We start from the raw sequence: 18287 nt of genomic DNA on the forward strand, positions 1-18287 counted from the left end.
GGCGGTCATGGGCGAGACGGTGGGCACCGAAGTGGAACGGTCGTTCCCCGGGGGGTTCCTGCGGCTTCCGTTCCGGGGCAGAACGTGGCGGCGGACGCTGTACGCGGTGGTCTCCCCGCTGGTGGGGCTGTGCCTCCTGGTGGTGGCGCTGTTCGGCGGCCACCGTGCCGCCGCGCGGGTGCGCCGGCGGCTCGCCGTGCGCCTGCTCGACGCCTCCCCGGGCCGTTCCGTCCCCACCTGGCCGAGGGTGGTCGGCCACGCACTGTTCGGCCTGCCCCTCGACGTGCTCGCGTCGGTGGTCGCCGGTTACGGCTGGGCCGTCGTGGTGCTGAACATCGCCTATCCGGTCCGGCTGCTCGCCGAACCCGACACCGCCAGCCTCACGGCCGACGCGTGGGGCGGACCCACGCTGGCCGGGGCGTGGCTGGTGCACGGACTGGCCGGGCTGGTCGCGCTCTGGCTCGTCCCCCTGCTGGTCGTCGGGATCACCCAGGTGCAGCTGGCGTTGGCGTCCGCGCTGCTGTGGCCGCCCGCGGAGCCGGTCAGTCCGCCGCGGGGCGCAGGAACGCGGTGAGGCGGGCGGTCCCCGGGTCGGCGAACCAGTCGACGCGCCCCTCGGACCGCAGGATGCGCTTGGCCGTCGCGGCGGAGCGGTCCGCCAGTCCGGGGGCCGCCTCCCCCGCACCGGTCAGGTCGACGGCGTCGATGCCGGGGTGCGCGGCCAGCAGCGGCGCGAGCTCCGCGGTGGGCCCGGTGAGCAGGGCGGCCACGCCGTCCGGCAGTTGCGCCTCGGCCAGCGCCTCGGCGAGGGCCAGCGCGGGCAGCGGCGCGCGTTCGCTGACCGCCACCACCGCCGTGTTGCCGCCCGCGACCACCGGGGCGAGCACCGAGACCAGACCCAGCAGCGGACCGAACGGCGGGGCGACGATTGCGACGACGCCGACGGGGGGCCTCCCGGCGCACGCCCCTCCGGCGATCTGCTCGGCGTAGCGGGTCCACCGCTCGGCGGCGGTGTCCACCAGCCGTTCGGCCAGGTCGTGGGGGACTCCGTCGGCGTCGACGACCTGGCGGACCAGGCGGGTGCGGCGGCCGCGCAGCGCGTCGGCGACCCGGTGCAGGACCCGTGCCCGCTGCCCGGCAGAGCGCCGTGCCCAGCCGTCGGCGGCCGCGCGGGCCGCACGCACCGCACGGTGGGCGTCGGCGTGCGACATCCGGGGCACCCGGCCCAGCGCGGTCCCGTCATGGGCGACCACCGGGTAGCTCTCCGCGGGGGCGGTCCGTCCGGCGGCACGGACCGACGGATCGGCGCCGCCTTCCGCGTGTCCGGTCATCGCCACCCTCTCCTTTCGGGGCACCGCCCGCGCCGCAACCGCGGCCGTCGGAATCCGCCGAAGAGCGTAGTGCTTCGCCGCGCCCGGTTCATCCCTTATTCCGGTACCGCCCGGACGCGCCCGGCCCAACCGGCCGCCGCGCGCCCCCGCCGACATCCGCGCGCATCTTTCCGACACTCCCGGGCAGGTGGGGAATGTCCAGAGAACTCGGGAGGTAAGCATGGAGATCGGCGGTGGATTCTTCGGCACCATCATCAGTGCCCTCTTCGTCGGCCTGATCGTCGGTGCCCTGGGACGTCTCATCGTCCCCGGCAAGCAGGACATGCCCATCTGGCTGATGCTCGTCATCGGCATCGTCGCCGCCCTGCTCGGGACCGCGATCATGGCGAGCTTCACCAGTTCCTTCTGGCTCACCCTGATCGTCCAGGTCCTGCTGGCGGCGGCCGGTGTCTACCTCATCACGATGATGCGCGGCGGGCGCCGTCGGCACAGCCCCGTGTGACGTCCGCACATCCCGCAGCACAGCCACGAGGAACGGGACCCGCGCTCCAGGGCGCGGGCCCCGTGCTGCTCGCCCGGGCCGGTCTCCCGGGAGCCCGCACCGTCGAGTGCGGGCTCCTTCCGTTATGCGAAGAAAAACCAACTTTCGTCGTTTTTGGTGATGGCGCGGAACGGCCCCGTCGGCAGAATCAGCGACTGTGCGGGAACCGTGCCTGCCCCGTGCCCGCACTCCCCATCCCCCGTCGACTTGGAATCCTTCATGAGCTCTTCCCTGCCCCGGGGCCGCCGCGGTGGACTCTCCCGCTCCCGCGGGGTCGCCGTCGCCGGCGCCTCGACCGCGGCCCTGCTCGCCTTCGGCCTGACCGCGGCCCCCGTCTCGGCCGCCCCCGTCACGGTCAACCCCGTCTCCGGCAACCACGGCTTCCTGGTGATGACCGAAGCCGAGGCCCTGCTCGGCGGTGGCCGCTCCGAAGGCCCCGTCGCGGTCGGCGCCACCCTGGACTTCGTGGACTACAGCGTGGCCACGGCCACCGCCGGCTCATTCGTGGCGCCCGGTGACCAGCAGCCGTCGGCGCTGGTCGTCGGCGGTGCGGTCGGCGCCCTCGGCTCCGTGGGCGAGCTGCGGGTGCACAACGGCGGCCTCGTCAGGATCGGTGACACCGGCAACGCCGAGGTCGACAACTCCGGGGAGAACACGGTCATCTCCTTCGCCCCCGTCAACGACGAGCCCTCGCGCATCACCCTCACCACCCGGCAGGCGGAGGAGACGGTCCAGGGCTCCCCGATCGACTTCGCGGCGGCCTTCGCCGAGTACCGCACCCGTTCGGCCGCGCTCGCCTCCTGCGAACCGAACGTGGTCCCGGTCGACACCGACACCGATGAACCCTTCGGCGACTCCCCCATGGCCGAACGCGTCGCCCAGCTCACCCTGCAACCGGGCCGGCAGAACGTCTGGAACGTCTCCGACGAGGACCTGTCCAGCCTCGCGGGGATCGAGGTCGGCGCCGTCAAGCCCAGCGCCGACACCCCGCTGGTGATCAACGTGCAGACCTCCGCGGACGAGTTCGACACCTCCTTCCTGGTGCTCCCGCCCGTGGACGGGCTGGGCGCGGCGGAGGCCCCCTACGTCCTGTTCAACCTCTCCTCCGCGCACGGCCAGCTCCTCCTGGTCAGCCTGGGCACCTTCCCGGGCACCCTGTTCGCCCCCGACGCCACCGTCCTGGCGGCCCTGGCCGACGGCATGCGGGGCAACGTCATCACCCAGCGCTTCATGACCTTCCTCCTCCCCGAGGAGGGGGAGCCGACGGCGACCGAGGACTTCGGGGAACCGGAGGAGTTCGAGGAGTTCCTGGAGATCGAGGAGGAGGTGGTGACGGAGGTGCAGGAGATTCCGGAGTTCGACAACACCCTGTACCACGTCCCCTTCGCCGCCGAGGTCGAACTGTGCGGCACCGAGGCTCCTCCCGCCGACAACGGCGACGACGACCAGGAGACCGACGAGGAGGAGCAGGAGGAGACCGGCGACGGCGGGACCACGCCTCCGCCCGGCGACCCGGACGCCACCGCCTCCCCCGCCCCCAGGACCGAGGGCCCCGAAGCCGGCGGTCCCACGGCCGACAAGGGCCTGCCCGTCACCGGCGCCGGCCTCGTCGGCCTGATCACCGCGGCCGTCGCCATCGTCGCCGCGGGTGCCGCCGCCCTCTTCCTCACCCGCCGCCGCAGGAGCACCTGACCGGACAGCCGAGCCGGAAAGGGGGCCGCGCGGTCGGCCCCCTTTCCGGTTCTCCGGGGCGGCCCACCCCGGCCGCCGGCCCACTTCCGTCAACTGGACAAAGGACAAAAAGGAGGACGGGAATACCGTTCCGGGGCGTTGCGGTCCGATGACCGGGTAGCCGTTCCCCCGTGCGATCCGGTGCGACGCCCAGGAATGGTGGTGCCCATGAGCGATGACGCCCGAGGCCCGATCCAGGCGACGCGGACCTTCCCGGGAACGGCCGAGAGTTGCGGCCAGGCGCGTTCCTGGATCCGCTCCCTGATCCTTCCCTATCCGGAGATCCGCGACTCGGCGGAACTGGTCATCAGCGAACTCTTCACCAACGCGATCAGACACACGGCGTCGGGGGACCCGGGAGGGACGGTCCGGGTGACGGTCCGGACCGAAGGCGACCCTCCGTCCCTGCTGCGCCTGGAGGTCACCGACGAAGGTCGGCGAAACCACGTGCCCAGGCAGGTGTCCCGCGCCATGCTGCCGCCCGAGGACGCGCAGAGCGGCCGCGGCCTGTTCATCACCTCGGTGGTGTCGTACGCGTGGGGGTGCTTCCCGGCCGACGGCGACGGACCCCGCCCAGCGGAGCCGGTCCGGGAACACCGCGACGGTGCCATGACCACCTGGGTGGAATTCGCCCTTCGTCAGGAGATGGAGATGGCCGGGAGCCCCTGAACGGCTCCCGGCCATCTCCCTTCCTCGGGACCGCGGCCACGGCGGCCGGGGCCGTCGGCGGACGGGCCCGGCCGTCAGAGCGCCTGGGTCACCGTCGCGACCAGCCGGAAGGAGGTGGTCGTCCCGGCGTAGGCGTCGATATCGGACACGTCCGCGAAACGCAGTTTGAGGTGGATGGTACGGGTCTGCCCGACCGGCAGCCCTCCCAGCCCCGAGGCGACGGCACGACCGCCGGGAGCCGCCTCCGCGGCGATACGCTCCCAGGTCAGCGCCGGGTCGTGCCAGTCCTGCCCGGGGTCGGCGCTGACCGCCACCTCCAGCACCCTGCTCAGCGCCGCGGAGCCGCCGGGACCGCCGTCGGCGACCTCCACCGTCTCCAAGCCGCTGACCACGCCGTCCAGGGTCCCGGTGTTGCGCAGTGACACCGCCAGCGCGCCGTCCTCCGGCCACATCAGGTCCGGCCCCACCTCCGACAGGTCCACCAGGATCGGGTCCTGGCCGGTGAGCGAGGTGGTCAGCGCCACGTCGAGGCGTCCCGCCGAGACCGGCAGCTCACCTGCGGTGGTCTGCGTGGTGAACGCGGCCTGGGTGGTCACGAGAACCCCGCACACCGCCGCCGCGGCGGCGGCGACGCTCGCCGCCACCAGCACCGGCTTGCGCAGTCTCATCCTCTTCATCCGGTCCCCCGTCACGCCTGGCCGAGACTGACGTCGAACATGAACTCGGTCTCGGCGCCCTGGAAGCGATTGTCGTACTCGGGGGTGCCGTTGGGCCACCGGAGCTGGAAGTGCAGTTCGCTGGAGCTGCCCGGTCCGAGCGGAGCGGGACGCCCGGGCAGGTGGTCGAGCACCGGTCCGGGGTCCAGTCCGACCCAGCCGCTGCCGCGCGACCAGTCCGGTTCGCGGTTCCCCGGGACGAGGCTGTACCTGATCTCCAGGGCCTCACTGAGGTTCGGTCGGCTTCCGTCGGTGACCACCACGTCGATGGAGTCGATCAGCGCGGAGAGCGAACCGGTGTTGGTGATGACCAGGGTGTAGGACTCGGCGGAGGAGGCCGGCCAGCGTCCCCCCGGAGCGGCTCCGCTGAGGCCGACCAGGCCGCTGGCCCCGTTCGGGCCGTGCTCGTCCACCTCCACCCTGAGGTTTCCCGCGGTGATCTGGCCGGGCTGGGAGACCGCGCTCGTGGAGAAGTAGGCGTAGGTGCCGCCGACGGACAACAGCAGTGCCGCACCGGCCGCGGCGACTCCCAGGGCCAGGGCGGTCCTCTTCCTCATGCTCGCGTCTCATCTCCCCGGATTCCTGCGACCGTGCGACGGTCCCGCACCGGCCTCCACCGGTGCGGGGGTGGGCACGGCTAGTTCCCCTGGTTGACCTGGTCCAGGTTCACCTGGAACTTGAAGGAGGTCGTCGCGTTCATGTACGGGTTGTCCTCCTCCGGGCTGCCGTTGGGCCACTCGATCTGGAAGTAGATGTAGACGGAGTGGCCCGCGGGCACAAGCTTGATGCCGGGCAGGTTGTCCAGCTTGCCGCTGTCCAGCGGCTCGAAGCCGGGGTTGCCGAAGGAGCCGGGCTCGAAGTCGAACTGCCTGACGACCGCGCGGATCTGCAGCCGGTCGGCCAGGTTGGGGGTGCTGCCGGCCAGGTCGACGATCTCCAGGGAGTTGATCTCACCGTCGATGCTGCCGGTGTTGGTGACCTTCAGGCGGTACCACTTGTGTCCGATGTGGGGGAAGGTCAGGTCCTCGACGTAGACGTCCCCGGGCGCGGCGTTGGTGATGTTGACCGGCTTGTTCGACACCCCGTGCCCGGACTGGTCGATGCGGACCTCCAGGTCTCCGGCCTCGATCGCCTGTTCGACGGTCCGGGCGCTGTCGGTGAAGTAGGCGTAGGTACCGCCGGTGATCGCCACCGCTGCGCCGATCACCGCCGCCGCACCCAAGCCCGCGACGAGTCTTCTGCTCTTGTTCATCTTGGTGGCCACAATGGCCCTTCCTTTCACGCCGTGAGGCGAAGCCGGGGGAAGTTCGCGGGGCAGAACCGGAGAGCGGGGACCCGAGGGTGCAGTCGGGCGGTGCCAGTCCACGCCGAACCGTCCCGTTGTCGCGGTGACGCAGCGGGACCGTCAGGGGGATGTGGCGCGGCTTCGCACCCGCAGCACGCCCGTACCGGCGGTGTCGCCACCGCGGTGGCCGTGCTCCGCCACCGGACCCTCCGGTTCTGCCGTAGAGCACTCTGCCGATCCGCCGTTCCCCGGTCATCCCCAAAGTGGACGAAGTCGTTTCCCCCTTTTTTGGCGATGAGCCCCCGCTCCGCCCCGGGCAGTCTGGTCGGTGATATCCGTGGTCGTGGCCCAGACCGCCGACAACAGTTCCCAACGTCCCGGTTCGAGGATCGACAGCATGAGCATCAACCGCGCCGACCGCGGCGCCGGCACAGCGACACGGCAGCCGAACCCGTCGGCCGCGGCGGTCCGCTCCGTCGCTCTGGTCGTGGTGTTCGCCGCCGCGTCGGCCGCGGCAGCGCTGTCCCTGCTGTCCCTGGCGGGCACGAGCGCCGCCTTCACAGTGCGCGCCACCACTCCCCCCATCGAGGTGATCGCCCCCGCCCCCACAGCCTCCGCGTCCCCCACCGCCCCCGCGGAGCCGACACCCCCCGCCGCGGACCCCTCCCCCTCGGCCCCGGTCTCCCCCGCGTCCTCCCCGCAGCAGGAGGAGGGTGCCGGAGCACGACCGTCCCCACAGGAGTCCTCGGGGGTCCCCCAGGACGCCCCCTTCGAGGGGGACGGCCAAGGACGCTCCCCTCGTTCCCCCCACGGCGGCCTGTCCTCGTCCGACCCGGACGCCTCCACCGCACGAGAACCGAGAGGTGGCGACTTTGCGCAGGAGTGAACCCTCCACCGCCCGGTCGATCGCCGCACGGACCGCCGCGCTCCTGTTGTGCCCCGCCCTGGTGCTGGCCTCCGGCGCCCCGGTCCTCGCGGAGGGCTCCCCCCGGCCCGGCGGAGTGGTCCGGATCGGCCAGAAGGTGGACGTGAGCGGCTTCCACGGTCTCGACGTGTCCGACATCGCCCCCGGCTACGAGGACTCCTGGCTGGTCACCGTCGTCAACGAGCGCCCCGAGCCGGTGACCGTCGGGGTGCGGGTGGACGACCTGCGCAACGCCGAGAACGGGTGCAGCGGCCCCGAGTCCCGGGTGGACGACACCTGCGACGGTGACGGAGAACTGGGCGAGCACCTGCGGTTGCGGCTGGGCACCCCGGACAACGTCCGCATGTTCAGCGCGCCGTTGGACGAGGCCGTCTCGGGCAGCGGCCAGCTCGTCACCGTCCCCGCACAGGGCGAGACCGAGGTGGTGATCGGCCTGCGCCTGCCCGCCAGCACCGGCAACGAGGTGCAGACCGACTCGGTGGACTTCGTCCTGGTGTGGCGCGCCGAGACGGTTCTGGGCACCGTGCCGGAGACGGCCGAGGACGGGGTGGAGCTGCGGTCGACCGTCGTGGGCGGCGACAGCTCCGCGGACCTGGCCCAGACGGGCGCCCGGATCATGCTGCTGGTCGGCCTGGCGGTGGCCCTGGTCGCGGGCGGCGCCCTGCTGTTTCTCATGACGCGGCGAGGCGGAGCGGAACGGCAGCCGGCGGACCGTTCTACCGAACGGTGAACACCTCGTCCGTGCACGCGTCTCCGACCCCCCGAAGAAAATTCAAAAACTTCATGAGATGCTCCGATTCATATCAATTCTTCGTAAAATCGCTGACGGGCGACACGAACCGGTGTTGTTCCCTCCGTCCGTTCGACGCATCACGCGAGAACGGGTTTTCCGCCGCGTCGCACAGCCGCGGTGACCAGGCCCGCGAGGCACGCGAACGCGAAGGGGAGAGCACATGGACGACCGTCTCGACCAGGTCGGCGACGGTACTTCGCCGCCCGGCGGACTCTCGGAGGACGACCACGGGAAAGAGCCGCCGGACCCCGGACCCAAGAAACGTTCCGTGATTCTCCGCGTCCTCTCCGCACTGTTCCGGATCACCGTGACGATTCTCGTGCTCGTCGCACTGGCGATCGTCTTCTCCGTGTCGGTGCTGCCCCGTGTCACCGGCGCCCAGGCCCTGATCGTGCTCAGCGGCAGCATGGAACCCACCCTCCCGGTCGGCTCGGTGGTGATCGCCGGCCCCGTGGCGCCCGACGAGGTCGAGGTGGGCGACATCATCACGTTCACCCACGCCGCCCCGGCCCAGACGGAGGTCGCCGAGTCCGCCTCCGCCCCCCTGGTGACCCACCGGGTGATCGACGTCGAGACGACCGCCGAGGGCACGTTCTTCCACACCCAGGGGGACGCCAACACGGTCCCCGACGACCCCCCGGTCCCCGCCGCCGACGTCCAGGGGAGGGTGTGGTACCACATCCCCTACTTCGGCTACGCCCAGCAGGCCCTGGTCCAGGGGCCGACCCTCGTCTACGTTCTGGCCGGTCTGCTCTTCGTCTTCGGCATCTGGCTGCTCAGCGTGGCGCTCGGCGACGACGAGCCGTCCGACGACGACCGGCCGCGGCCGGTCCCCCCGGTGGCGGGCGGAGGGGGCGCGTCCCGATGAGCCTTCCCGCTCTGCCCCCGTAGTGAAGGACGGTTGCACCGTGCGCAGACTCGTTGTGGAAGCAGGCGTCCTGCTGGCGCTGGTCATCGGCAGCGCGCTCACGCTCTCCGCCCTGGAGCCCTGGGTCTCGCTGACCTCCGGGGCGATGGCGACCATGGCGATGTTCGCGGCGGCCACCGCGGTGGCCGCCGGATTCGCCGCCGAACTGGTCACCCGGCTCTCCGAACAGCCCTCGCTGCGCCGGATCGCGGCCGCGATGATGCTCTACGGCATGGTGGTCATCCCCCCACGGCCTCGGGGCTGGCCGCCGCCACCGTCGACACCATCGTGGTGGCCACGATCCGGCACACCGGCACGCTGCTGACGATCGGTCTGCTGCTGCTCGCGGTGGTCCCCTTCGACCGGCCCCGCCCCTGGCCGATGCGTCCGCTGCGGACGCCGGCGACCGGTCTGCGCGGCCTGTTCGTCGCAACGGTGTGCTCCCTGGCCGCGGGGGCGGTCGCCGCGGTGTTCCCCGAAACCGCCCACCTGGTGGTCCGCTCGCCCTTCCTGCTCTACGGCGCCGCGCTGCTGTGGCTGCACGTCGCGTTGACGACCCTGGTGACGGGACTGCTGCGGCGGCACCGCATGCGGGTGTGGACCGGTTTCGGACAGCTCGCCATCGTCCTGGGGCACGCGCCCCGGTTCTGGAGCGGCGACCCGCTGCTGTACTCGCCGCTGCTGGTCCCGGCGATCCGCGCGCTGGGCACGACCCTGGTCCTGCTGGCCGTGCTCCAGGTCGCCTACCGGACCTACCAGCGGTTCCACCTCGACCGGGAGCGACTCGCCAAGGCCGAGGCCGAGGCCGTCGAGGCACGCGAGCGGCTGTCGACGCAGGCGCACGAACTCCGCAACGCCCTGGCCGGGGTGGACGGCGCGGCGCAGCTGCTCACCATGGACGACCCGGAAGGGAGGGTCGACCGCGCCGCCCTGCGCGCCGCGCTGTCGGCGGAACTGAACCGGATGCGGGCCATGCTGTCCCCGCAGTCGGAGCAGAACCGCCAGGAGCGGACCCGGCTCCGGCCGCTGCTGGAGCAGCTGGTGCTGATCCGGCGCGGCAACGGCACCCGGATCGACCTCACGGTGGACCAGGACCTCGTCGTCGACATGCCCCAGGACGCCATCGCACAGGTGGTCACCAACATCCTCGCGAACTGCGAACGGCACGCCCCCGGCGCGCACGTGTGGGTGGAGGCCCATCGGCGCGGCGACACGGTGCGGGTGCGGGTCCAGGACGACGGCCCGGGCATCCCGCCCGGACAGGAGAGCGAGGTGGTGCGGCGCGGCGTCAGGGGCAGCGGCTCGGTCGGGGACGGCATCGGTCTGGCCGTGTGCCAGGACCTGCTCGCGGCCCACGGGGGACGGCTGCGGATCGCCCCGAACCGCCCGGACCGCTCCGGCTGCACCGTCCTCATCGACCTGCCCGTGAAGTCGCGTTCGGGATAGTCGTCCGCATCGGACCGCCCTGTCCCCGCGGTCCCTCCTCCCGGCGGAACGGGTCGGGCCGTCCCGCCGAACCGTCCGCCACACCCACCCCCACCACGAGTAACGGGAGCGGCAATGCCCACCCCTGACCGCCCGGTCTCCCCGTCGGTCCTCATCGTCGACGACCACGAACTGTTCAGCGCCGCCGTCGAGATGACACTGCGCGGCCGAGGCATCAACGCGGTACGCGCCCCCTCCCTGGCCCCGCCGGACGTGCTCGCCCAGGCCGCCGAACTCCGGCCGTCGCTGGTCCTGCTCGACCTGGACCTGGGCAACGACGCCGCGGGACGCCCCCTGGACGGCGTGACGCTGGCGCGGGACCTGAACCGCGACGGCTGGCAGGTCCTACTGGTCACCGGAAGCACCGAACGGCAGCGGATCGCCGAGGCGCTCGCGGCCGGGGCCGCGGCCTGGCTGTCCAAGTCGGTGCCCTTCGAGGACCTGATCTACGCCATCCTCGACGGTTTCGCGGGCCGGCCGATGATGGACCCCGCCGAGCGGCAGGAGCTGCTGTCCGAGTACCGCGCCCGGCAGGCGCAGCGGCGCGCCACCAAGCAGATGTTCGACCAGTTGACCAAGCGGGAACGCCAGGTGCTCGCCGCGCTGGTGGAGGGCAAACGCGCCAAGGTGATCGCCGAGGAGTCGTACGTCTCGATCGCCACGGTCCGCTCCCAGATCCGGTCGATCCTGGCCAAGCTCAACGTGAAATCCCAGCTCGAAGCGGTCGCGCTGGCGAAGGAGCAGGACGGGTAGACCGCCGGCGCCCCGTGTTCTCCCCCGGGGGAGGGGAAGGCGAAGATTTCTCGCCGCCCGGTGTTTGGACCCCCGCTCCAGGGTCAGGACCTCTACCGGGGGGATGGCAGCGGGCGGTGGTTTCCGGGGGGATGAACCACCGCCCGCCTTCTCTTTCCGCGTCTGCGGCGGCCTCCGGGGCACGGCCCCGACCGGGGCCGCCGCTCCGCCCCGGCGCCGCGCGGGGAGGGACCACGGGCGTCCGCGAGGACGGCGGTTCCGGACCCCGGCCGCGGCCAACGGGGGTCAGGTCCCCAGGTAGTACTCCCGGGAGGGACGGGTCAGCACCAGCACGACCACCGCCACGGGCAGGGCAAGCTGGGTGAGCGCGACCCCCTGGGCAGCCGAGAGCAGTGTGGCGGCGACGGTCAGCACCTGCACGACGATGACGGCGGCCAGCACCGGCCAGCCGTGGCGGCGCATGAGCAGTCCCAGAACCAGTTGCGCACCGCCGGACGTCCCGGCGGCCACCAGGTGGCTGGTCGCCTCCGCGGCGGACGCCACGCCCAGCAACTGCACGGCGTTCTGCACGAAGATGAGGCCGGCCAGGACGAAGACCAGGATTCTGGCCCAGCGGACCGGCCCGGGTAGCACGTCGTGCACTGCTCTCTCCACTGTCTCGTGTCCCGCTCAGCGCCGACCGGGGCCGGGTGCCCCCGGCCGGGGGCCCGCTCCGGGAATCCGCCGCGGCAACTGTCCTTCCGGGGGGTGGTGGACGGACTGCTCGACCGGAGGAGCCGCCTCGGAAGAGGTCGGCCGGGGCCGTGCCCGCCACTGCTCCTGCTCGTCCTGGAACTGCTGGTAGGAATCGTCGAGGTCGTCGAACTCGACCAGCACGCCCCTGCTGGTGACAGTGGCCCGGGTCGCGCGTTTGAGGTGCTTGCCCGCGACCTTGCCCGCCGCGACGGTGCGTTGCCGGTCCCGGTCGGTGGCCGCGTCCAGAATGACACGGGAATGGTCGCGCAGTCCGTCCGTGATCCGTTCGACCAGATCGGGTTGCCGCTCGTGGTCGGACACGGCTGGCAACCGGAAGGGCTCGCCGGTCGAGGAGAAGGGGGAGACAGGCATCCAGAAGTCCGGTTTCACACGCTGAGTCGCCGTTGTTGTCGGTCCACTGAATCCAGGCGGTGAACAGCGGCAACAGAGCCGGTCACCGTGATTCCCCTCCACCCTAAGCCACCGGGGAACGGTGTTTTTCGCGCGGTACCGATCTGTAACCTGGGCTGTCCGATAACGGTCCCCTCGCCGTGCATTCCCCATGAGGAATCTCATAGGATCGGCTCCCAGTCACCTCTTGTCACCTGTTGTGCCTTTGATCCGGTGCCCTGGCACGTTGACTCCCCGGAGTCCCACACCCCTCGTGGAAGCCCCCATGTCCGACGACGCCCCCACGCCTGCCGCCTCCTCCACGGACTCCCCGCCACCGCGCCGCCGCAGCAGACGGCGGGTGGTGGTGTGGACCTCCCTGTGCCTGGCCGCAGCCCTGATCGCCTGCCTCGGCACGGCCTACGTCTACTACCGGTCGCTCCGCGCCAACATGGTCCACCACGACCTGACCGCCCTCCTGCCCGAGGAAGAGCGTCCGCCGAAGATCGGTGACGCCGTCAACATCCTCTTCATCGGCTCCGACGGCCGGGAGGGGGGCAACGCCGCCTACGGCGGCCGGGACTTCGTCGGCGAGCGCTCCGACTCCCTGCTGCTGGCGCACATCTCCCCCGACAACGGGGTCATCGTCGTCAGCTTCCCCCGCGACTCGCTGGTGAACCTGCCCGACTGCGACCCGTACGGGGAGACCGAGGGAACCTACGGCTACTACGGCATGATCAACGCGGCGCTGTTCCACGGCGGACCGCCGTGCGTGGTCAAGACGATCGAGTCGCTCACCCAGATCCGCGTCGACCACTTCGTGCACCTGAGCTTCGTGGGCTTCCGGGAGATGGTGGACTCGATCGGCGGGGTGGAGATGTGCATCCCCGAACCCATGCACGACCAGCGCGCCAAACTCGACCTGGAGGCGGGCACCCAGGTGCTGGACGGTGAGCAGGCGCTCGCTTTCGTCCGGGCCCGCTACGAGATCGGCGACGGCGGCGACCTGGGCCGCATCGACCGCCAGCAGATGTTCCTCGGCGCGTTGGCCTCCCAGGTGCTCAGCAGCAGGGTGCTGGCCAACCCCGTCAAGCTGAACGCGCTGCTCGACTCGGTCACCCGGTACACCGCGACCGACGCGGAACTGACCCTGGACACCATGCTGTCGATCGGGTTCACCCTGTCCGACGTCGAACCGCGGAACATCACCTTCTACACGGTGCCGTCCTGGCCCGCCCCCTGGGACCCGAACCGGGTGGTCTGGAACGAGGAGAAGGCCGCGCGCCTGTTCCACGCGATCAACGAGGACGAACCGGTGGACGACGCGCTGCTGGAGACCGGGCGGCCGCAGGCCGAGCCGAGCCCGTCGGCCGACCTCACCCCGTCCTACCCGGCCGAGCCCTCCACCGACCCCTCGGTCCACCACGAACCGGTCCCGTCCGCGACTCCCCACGACGCGATCGAGGGACGCGACGCGACCGCCAACCCGTGTGTCAACGGTCTGGGCCTGGGCACGGAGACCACCGGAACGCAGGGGTGGTGACGCCGCCGGCCGGCCGTCGGGGAAGCGGGGAGGAAAGGAAACGGCGGGGACGGCCGGGTCCGCGCTCCCGGCCGTCCCCGCGAGGGGCGCTCAACGGCTGTGGAGTCTGCCCGGTACAGCCGAAGTGAGGAGTTCTTTCGCGCCCGCCCCGTCGGGGGCTTTCTTGACGGCGGTCGAGGACCGCACTCTCGACCGCCACCATCAGTCAACCCCAGACCGAGGGGGCGCGGCATCGGCACAAAGACCGCATACGGCCGGGGCTTTGGTCCCAACGGTCCAGGTGAGCACGGTGTTTTCCCCGCAGCGGCTCCCCTTCTGAGCCGTGGTCGTGCTACGGTCACTGACCACAGCGAGCAACACTTTGAGTAAGCAAAGAACTACTCAAAGTGTTCACATGTCGGCGGCACACCCGGAGGACACCATGACGTGGAGGAGACGGACGGAGCGCACACCGCGCTTCCGCGGTCTCGGTCGCGCCCTCTGGTCCCTCCCGGTGCGCCGCGCCGTGGCCCTCGGCTGGTTCACCCTGGTCGCCTGGGTGCTCGGCGCGACGGCCCCGGCGTTCGCCGACACGCTCGACACCCTCACCGAGGTCGCCCTGGTCCCGGAACGGGCCGGGGCGCAGCAGCCTGTCGAGATCGCCGACCTGACCGGAACCGTGCAGGACGTGCTCACCCCGGACGACTCCGCCGCGCCGGCGCCGCCGGTCGACCTCCCCCGGGCCGTCGGCCTCGGCCCGCTGCTCGACCCGGTCGCGGCGGACCCGTCCCCGGCGACGCCGACCGGCCCCCGGTCCGGCTCCCCCGAGACCGGCCGCGCCCCCGCCGAAGCACCCGGCACCCCGGACACCTCTCCCCGGCGCTCCCCAGAGTCCGGAGAGGCCGGATCCGGCGCCGCCCCCGCAGCAAGCCCCGTCCTCGACCCCACCGCGTCCGAACCGGACGCCACCGCCGCGCCCCCGGCCGACCCCGGAACGGAACCGTCCGCGACCGCGGCGTCCGCTCCGCCCCAGCCCGCACAGGCCCAGCAGCAGGGCCCCTCGTTCCCCGGGGCGCTCGTCGGCTACCTCCCCCGCCCGCCCGCCGCGCCCCGCCGCGACGCACTCACCGCCACGGTCGGCCCGACCGCCGCGTTTCCGACCCGACAGCACGCGGCCGACCCCTCCTTCTCCCCCGACTAGCCGCTCCGGTTCCGGGCCCGCGACCGCGCACCGCCCCGGCGGCCGACCGTCTCCGACCACCGGCGACGCGTCCTTCCCGCCCGACCGGCCCGCGGCCCCAGCCCGCTCTGGAAGCTGTCCTGAACTCCGCGCACCCGACCGCCGCGGGGCTCAGGTCAGCTGAACGGCCCGTCGAACCGCTCGGCTGACGTGTCGGCACGCCGGAGTCGCACCCCACACCCGCCGACTCCCGTCCCGGCCGCACATCTCGTGTTCCTTCCCCGAACACCGACTCAGTGAGGAGAACCCATGTTCGACACCATCCGCGCCACCGTGAAGACCGTCGTCCTCTCCCTGGGCGCCGCAGGGCTGGTCGCCCTGGGCGGCGGCGTCGCCTTCGCCGCCGTGCCGACCGCCGAGAACCTCACCGGACCGCTCGGCGGGCTCGGCATCAGCCTGCCCGGTGAGGCAGCGCCCGCGGACTCGCTGCCGGGCGACCTGGTCGACGACCGGATCGTCCCGATGAGGGCCCCCGTCACCGAGGGCGAGGAGAAGCCGACCGTCTCCGGTGACCTGACCGTGCTGCCCGAGGGCAAGGACACCGCGCAGGTGCTGCTCGACGAGATCGAACGCCGGTCCGCGGTCCACCAGGAGAGGGCCGGGTCGCTGCTCGGCGGCGCCGCGCCCGACGTCGTGCCGCAGCGTGACGCCGCCGACCCCGCCGAGACGCTGGGCCTGTCCACCGAGGGCCTGCTCGGCAAGGGGCTGCTGGGCGAGGGCCTGTCGCTGTAGCCCGCCGCACCGGCGGCCGGTCCGCGCGGACCGGCCGCCGGTGCCCGGGTCAGGAACCGTTCGGCGGAGTCCAGTCCTCCAGGGACCACGCCATCTCCCAGAACCGGACCTCGTGGTGGCAGCTGGCCACGAACGCCCGCTCCATCCGCTCCCGTTCGGCGGGCCCCGCCTCGGCGGCCGCCCGGTCCAGCAGCGAACGCGTCCAGGCGAGCTTGTCCGTCTCGTACCGTCCCGCGTAGAAGTCCCACCAGCCGTGGAAGGGGTGGTCGGCGGCCAGCGGCGCCTCCTCGGTGAACCGCGCCGCGGCCCAGAGGTAGGTCCACGGGCACGGCAGCAGCGCGGCCAGCAGCACACCGAGGGTGTCGCGGCCCGCCGCCATCATGTGGTCGACGTACGCCTGCGCGCTGGGCGCCAGGTGGTCGACCTGCGCTTCCTCGTAGGAGACGCCCGCGTACTCGCACAGCGCCTCGTGCGCGTGGCTCTCCGCGCCGAGGATCACCGAAGCGCCGTCGTGGAAGAACCGCATCCACTCCCGGTCCGGGGAGAGCGCCAGCCCCAGGCCGTAGCAGCGGACGTAGGCGGTCAGGTACTGGTGGTCCTGACCGACGTAGTGCAGCACCTGTTCCCTGGCGAGGCTGCCCTCGCGCAGGCCCTTGAGGAAGGGATGCTGGTAGAAGGCCTCGAACAGGTCCGCGTGCCGACGCCCAAGGTCGGCGGTGAAACCGGTCTCACCGGCGGCAACAGGAAGCACGCCCACCGTTCCTCCGCTCGTGCTAACGAGATCAGGTTCAACGGGTTCGGGCCCCGGCCCGTCTCAGTCCCGCATGGGACACCCCGCGTGGTTACGCCAGTCACTCTAGCCCTCACCGCGGGGAGGGGGAACGGAGGGTCTCGCGGAGGAGGAGAGACAGAGGTCAGGGCCTCCGGGGAATGCGGCGCCCGGTGACGATGTCGGTCATGATGCGGATGAAGTGCGAGCGGGGCCCCGGCGCCCAGGAACGCAGCGGCAGCGCCTCCAGCACCGCCCGCTCCTCGGGGTCGTCGACCGCGTGGCCGATCCCGACCACCATCACCGACCAGCCGGTGCGCGTCGCCACGTCGTAGTCGTCCACCTCGAACGCGACCACCGTGTCCCGAGTGGCCTGCGCGAGTTTGGACTCCGGCGAGGTGCGGACGACGATGTCCGTCCCCAGCATGGTGAAGTTGACGGGTTGGACCGCGGGAAGCGCCTGGTCAGTGAAGACGATACGGCCGATCGGAGCCTCGGCCAGCAGCCGCAGGCACTCCTCCCGGGTGAGCACTTCCAACCCGGCCGTGTCGGTGGCGGCCGCGCCACGCCCATCCACGTTCATGCGCCCTCCTCCTGAACGTCTCGGCCCTCCCGGAGGGAGTCAGATCTGGTTCTTCGCCCGCAACTGCGCGACGAGCACCGCCGCCTGGGTACGGCGTTTCAGGTCGAGCTTCCCCAGCAGGCTGGAGACGTAGTTCTTCACGGTCTTCTCCGCCAGGAAGAGCCGCTCCCCGATCTGCCGGTTGGTCAGCCCCTCCCCGATCAGGTCGAGGATCTGCCGTTCCTGCGGGGTGAGCGCGGCCAGCGGGTCGGGCCTGCCGCCGTTCTGCCGCAGCCGGTCCAGCATGCGCCCGGTGCTGCGCGGGTCGAGCAGCGAACCGCCCGCCGCGACCGTACGCACCGCCCCCACCAGATCGGAGCCGTGGATCTGCTTGAGCACGTATCCGGAGGCGCCCGCCATGACCGCCTCGAAGAGCGCGTCGTCGTCGGCGAAGGAGGTCAGCATCAGGCAGGCGATCTCGGGGTGGGCGGACCTGACCTCCCGGCACACCTCGACCCCGGAACCGTCGGGCAGCCGCACGTCGAGCACCGCCACGTCCGGTTTCACCGCGGAGATGCGGCTGAGCGCCTGCTCCGCGGTACCGGCCTCGCCGACCACCGTCAGGTCGTCCTCGTCCTCAAGGAGCGAGGCGACCCCCCGGCGCACCACCTCGTGGTCGTCGACCAGAAACACCCTGATCGGGTCAGGCGTGTCCGCCCGCGGCATGCTGCCTCCCTGGTTTCCTCGTCTCTCTTCGACCGTAACGGCCGAGCCCCGGGGAGGCCGCGCCGAACGGCTCGATTAGTCCCGCCAAAGGTCCCGAACCGGGGCGCCGCCGCGGTCCGGTCCGGGTGGGGCCCGCGGGACCGGCGGGGTCCCGGAGAAAAATCTGCCGTGTGGGGAATCCTCGGAGGCCCCCGTCCGTTGCACAAGGCGTGGGTCGGTGCGGTAGCAAGTGTCCCCCGGGCTCCAACCACAGCCTTCGCGGAATACCGCGCCCGCACACCACCTCGGTGGTGGCCGCGGGCGGTCTCCGGAGCCGCGTTGCGCAATCCGCCGTGAGGCGACCGCCGTACCGGCCCACACCGTCAACCCCCGGCGGGTCCCTCCGGGACCGCGGAGCAGAGCCTCCGGTCGGGGAATGACCCCCACGACGGCCCTGTTGTACAGTGGGGCGTGGGTCGGTGCGGTAGCAAGTGTC

The 18287-nt window shown here is 72.0% G+C and carries 22 protein-coding genes and 1 riboswitch; of the genes, 13 read left to right on the plus strand and 9 right to left on the minus strand.

Annotated elements, in window-relative coordinates; all coding sequences use genetic code 11:
- Positions 1-7 precede the first annotated feature (7 nt).
- Positions 8-574, plus strand: coding sequence for a hypothetical protein (locus tag FOF52_RS16335; RefSeq protein WP_248590805.1), 567 nt, complete (start codon positions 8-10; stop codon positions 572-574).
- Here the strand turns inward: FOF52_RS16335 and FOF52_RS16340 are convergent.
- On the minus strand, positions 543-1331 hold the full coding sequence (locus FOF52_RS16340) for an aldehyde dehydrogenase family protein (protein ID WP_248590806.1): 789 nt from the start codon (positions 1329-1331) through the stop codon (positions 543-545). The two genes, FOF52_RS16335 and FOF52_RS16340, sit on opposite strands and share 32 nt — an antisense overlap.
- A 220-nt stretch (positions 1332-1551) precedes the next feature.
- Between FOF52_RS16340 and FOF52_RS16345 the strand changes: the two genes are divergently transcribed.
- From FOF52_RS16345 to FOF52_RS16355, 3 genes are all read left to right on the plus strand, one after another.
- Positions 1552-1833 (plus strand): GlsB/YeaQ/YmgE family stress response membrane protein, encoded by a 282-nt coding sequence (locus tag FOF52_RS16345; RefSeq protein WP_248590807.1) that lies wholly within the window; start codon positions 1552-1554, stop codon positions 1831-1833.
- A 258-nt stretch (positions 1834-2091) separates the two neighbouring features.
- A complete protein-coding gene (locus tag FOF52_RS16350; RefSeq protein WP_248590808.1) occupies positions 2092-3564 on the plus strand; it encodes a collagen-binding domain-containing protein in 1473 nt (490 codons plus the stop codon).
- Positions 3565-3771: 207 nt separating this feature from the next.
- Positions 3772-4272 (plus strand): ATP-binding protein, encoded by a 501-nt coding sequence (locus tag FOF52_RS16355; RefSeq protein WP_248590809.1) that lies wholly within the window; start codon positions 3772-3774, stop codon positions 4270-4272.
- 74 nt (positions 4273-4346) lie between these two features.
- Here the strand turns inward: FOF52_RS16355 and FOF52_RS16360 are convergent, their stop codons facing one another.
- The 3 genes from FOF52_RS16360 to FOF52_RS16370 form a co-directional block, all read right to left on the minus strand.
- Entirely contained in the window at positions 4347-4949 is a 603-nt protein-coding gene (locus tag FOF52_RS16360) for a hypothetical protein (protein WP_248590810.1), read from the minus strand.
- A gap of 11 nt (positions 4950-4960) precedes the next feature.
- Positions 4961-5545, minus strand: a complete 585-nt coding sequence (locus tag FOF52_RS16365; RefSeq protein WP_248590811.1) for a TasA family protein — start codon at positions 5543-5545, stop codon at positions 4961-4963.
- Between the two features lie 80 nt (positions 5546-5625).
- Positions 5626-6252 (minus strand): TasA family protein, encoded by a 627-nt coding sequence (locus FOF52_RS16370; protein WP_248590812.1) that lies wholly within the window; start codon positions 6250-6252, stop codon positions 5626-5628.
- A 418-nt stretch (positions 6253-6670) separates the two neighbouring features.
- Here FOF52_RS16370 and FOF52_RS16375 point away from each other — a divergent pair, with 418 nt between their 5' ends.
- The 6 genes from FOF52_RS16375 to FOF52_RS16400 all read left to right on the plus strand — a co-directional run bounded on the left by FOF52_RS16375 (position 6671) and on the right by FOF52_RS16400 (position 11136).
- Positions 6671-7159, plus strand: coding sequence for a hypothetical protein (locus tag FOF52_RS16375; protein WP_248590813.1), 489 nt, complete (start codon positions 6671-6673; stop codon positions 7157-7159).
- Positions 7137-7928, plus strand: coding sequence for a hypothetical protein (locus FOF52_RS16380; RefSeq protein ID WP_248590814.1), 792 nt, complete (start codon positions 7137-7139; stop codon positions 7926-7928). Before FOF52_RS16375 ends, FOF52_RS16380 begins: the two co-directional genes overlap by 23 nt.
- Positions 7929-8151: 223 nt before the next feature.
- On the plus strand, positions 8152-8859 hold the full coding sequence (locus FOF52_RS16385) for a signal peptidase I (RefSeq protein ID WP_248590815.1): 708 nt from the start codon (positions 8152-8154) through the stop codon (positions 8857-8859).
- Between the two features lie 40 nt (positions 8860-8899).
- On the plus strand, positions 8900-9223 hold the full coding sequence (locus tag FOF52_RS16390; RefSeq protein ID WP_248590816.1) for a hypothetical protein: 324 nt from the start codon (positions 8900-8902) through the stop codon (positions 9221-9223).
- Entirely contained in the window at positions 9187-10344 is a 1158-nt protein-coding gene (locus FOF52_RS16395) for a sensor histidine kinase (RefSeq protein ID WP_248590817.1), read from the plus strand. The genes FOF52_RS16390 and FOF52_RS16395 overlap by 37 nt, the downstream gene beginning before the upstream one ends.
- A gap of 114 nt (positions 10345-10458) precedes the next feature.
- Positions 10459-11136, plus strand: coding sequence for a response regulator (locus FOF52_RS16400; RefSeq protein WP_248590818.1), 678 nt, complete (start codon positions 10459-10461; stop codon positions 11134-11136).
- A 285-nt stretch (positions 11137-11421) separates the two neighbouring features.
- Here the strand turns inward: FOF52_RS16400 and FOF52_RS16405 are convergent, their stop codons facing one another.
- Both FOF52_RS16405 and FOF52_RS16410 read right to left on the minus strand, forming a co-directional pair.
- Positions 11422-11778 (minus strand): hypothetical protein, encoded by a 357-nt coding sequence (locus tag FOF52_RS16405; protein WP_248590819.1) that lies wholly within the window; start codon positions 11776-11778, stop codon positions 11422-11424.
- A 27-nt stretch (positions 11779-11805) separates the two neighbouring features.
- On the minus strand, positions 11806-12192 hold the full coding sequence (locus FOF52_RS16410) for a hypothetical protein (RefSeq protein WP_248590820.1): 387 nt from the start codon (positions 12190-12192) through the stop codon (positions 11806-11808).
- 355 nt (positions 12193-12547) lie between these two features.
- On the opposite strand from FOF52_RS16410, the gene FOF52_RS16415 reads away from it, so the two are divergent.
- The 3 genes from FOF52_RS16415 to FOF52_RS16425 all read left to right on the plus strand — a co-directional run bounded on the left by FOF52_RS16415 (position 12548) and on the right by FOF52_RS16425 (position 15755).
- Positions 12548-13804 (plus strand): LCP family protein, encoded by a 1257-nt coding sequence (locus FOF52_RS16415; RefSeq protein WP_248590821.1) that lies wholly within the window; start codon positions 12548-12550, stop codon positions 13802-13804.
- 493 nt (positions 13805-14297) lie between these two features.
- Positions 14298-14984, plus strand: a complete 687-nt coding sequence (locus FOF52_RS16420; RefSeq protein WP_248590822.1) for a hypothetical protein — start codon at positions 14298-14300, stop codon at positions 14982-14984.
- 288 nt (positions 14985-15272) lie between these two features.
- A complete protein-coding gene (locus FOF52_RS16425) occupies positions 15273-15755 on the plus strand; it encodes a hypothetical protein (protein ID WP_248590823.1) in 483 nt (160 codons plus the stop codon).
- Positions 15756-15804: 49 nt separating this feature from the next.
- Here the strand turns inward: FOF52_RS16425 and tenA are convergent, their stop codons facing one another.
- The 3 genes from tenA to FOF52_RS16440 form a co-directional block, all read right to left on the minus strand.
- A complete protein-coding gene (tenA, locus tag FOF52_RS16430; protein WP_248590824.1) occupies positions 15805-16506 on the minus strand; it encodes a thiaminase II in 702 nt (233 codons plus the stop codon).
- A riboswitch (TPP riboswitch) is annotated at positions 16497-16602 on the minus strand. Its footprint overlaps the gene before it by 10 nt.
- 67 nt (positions 16603-16669) lie before the next feature.
- Positions 16670-17107: a pyridoxamine 5'-phosphate oxidase family protein gene (locus tag FOF52_RS16435; protein WP_248590825.1), complete on the minus strand. Its 438-nt coding sequence runs from the start codon at positions 17105-17107 to the stop codon at positions 16670-16672.
- A 39-nt stretch (positions 17108-17146) separates the two neighbouring features.
- Complete coding sequence (locus FOF52_RS16440) at positions 17147-17812, minus strand: response regulator (RefSeq protein WP_248590826.1); 666 nt, start codon at positions 17810-17812, stop codon at positions 17147-17149.
- Positions 17813-18287: the final 475 nt, after the last annotated feature.

This window comes from Thermobifida alba (assembly GCF_023208015.1).
Taxonomy (GTDB): domain Bacteria; phylum Actinomycetota; class Actinomycetes; order Streptosporangiales; family Streptosporangiaceae; genus Thermobifida; species Thermobifida alba.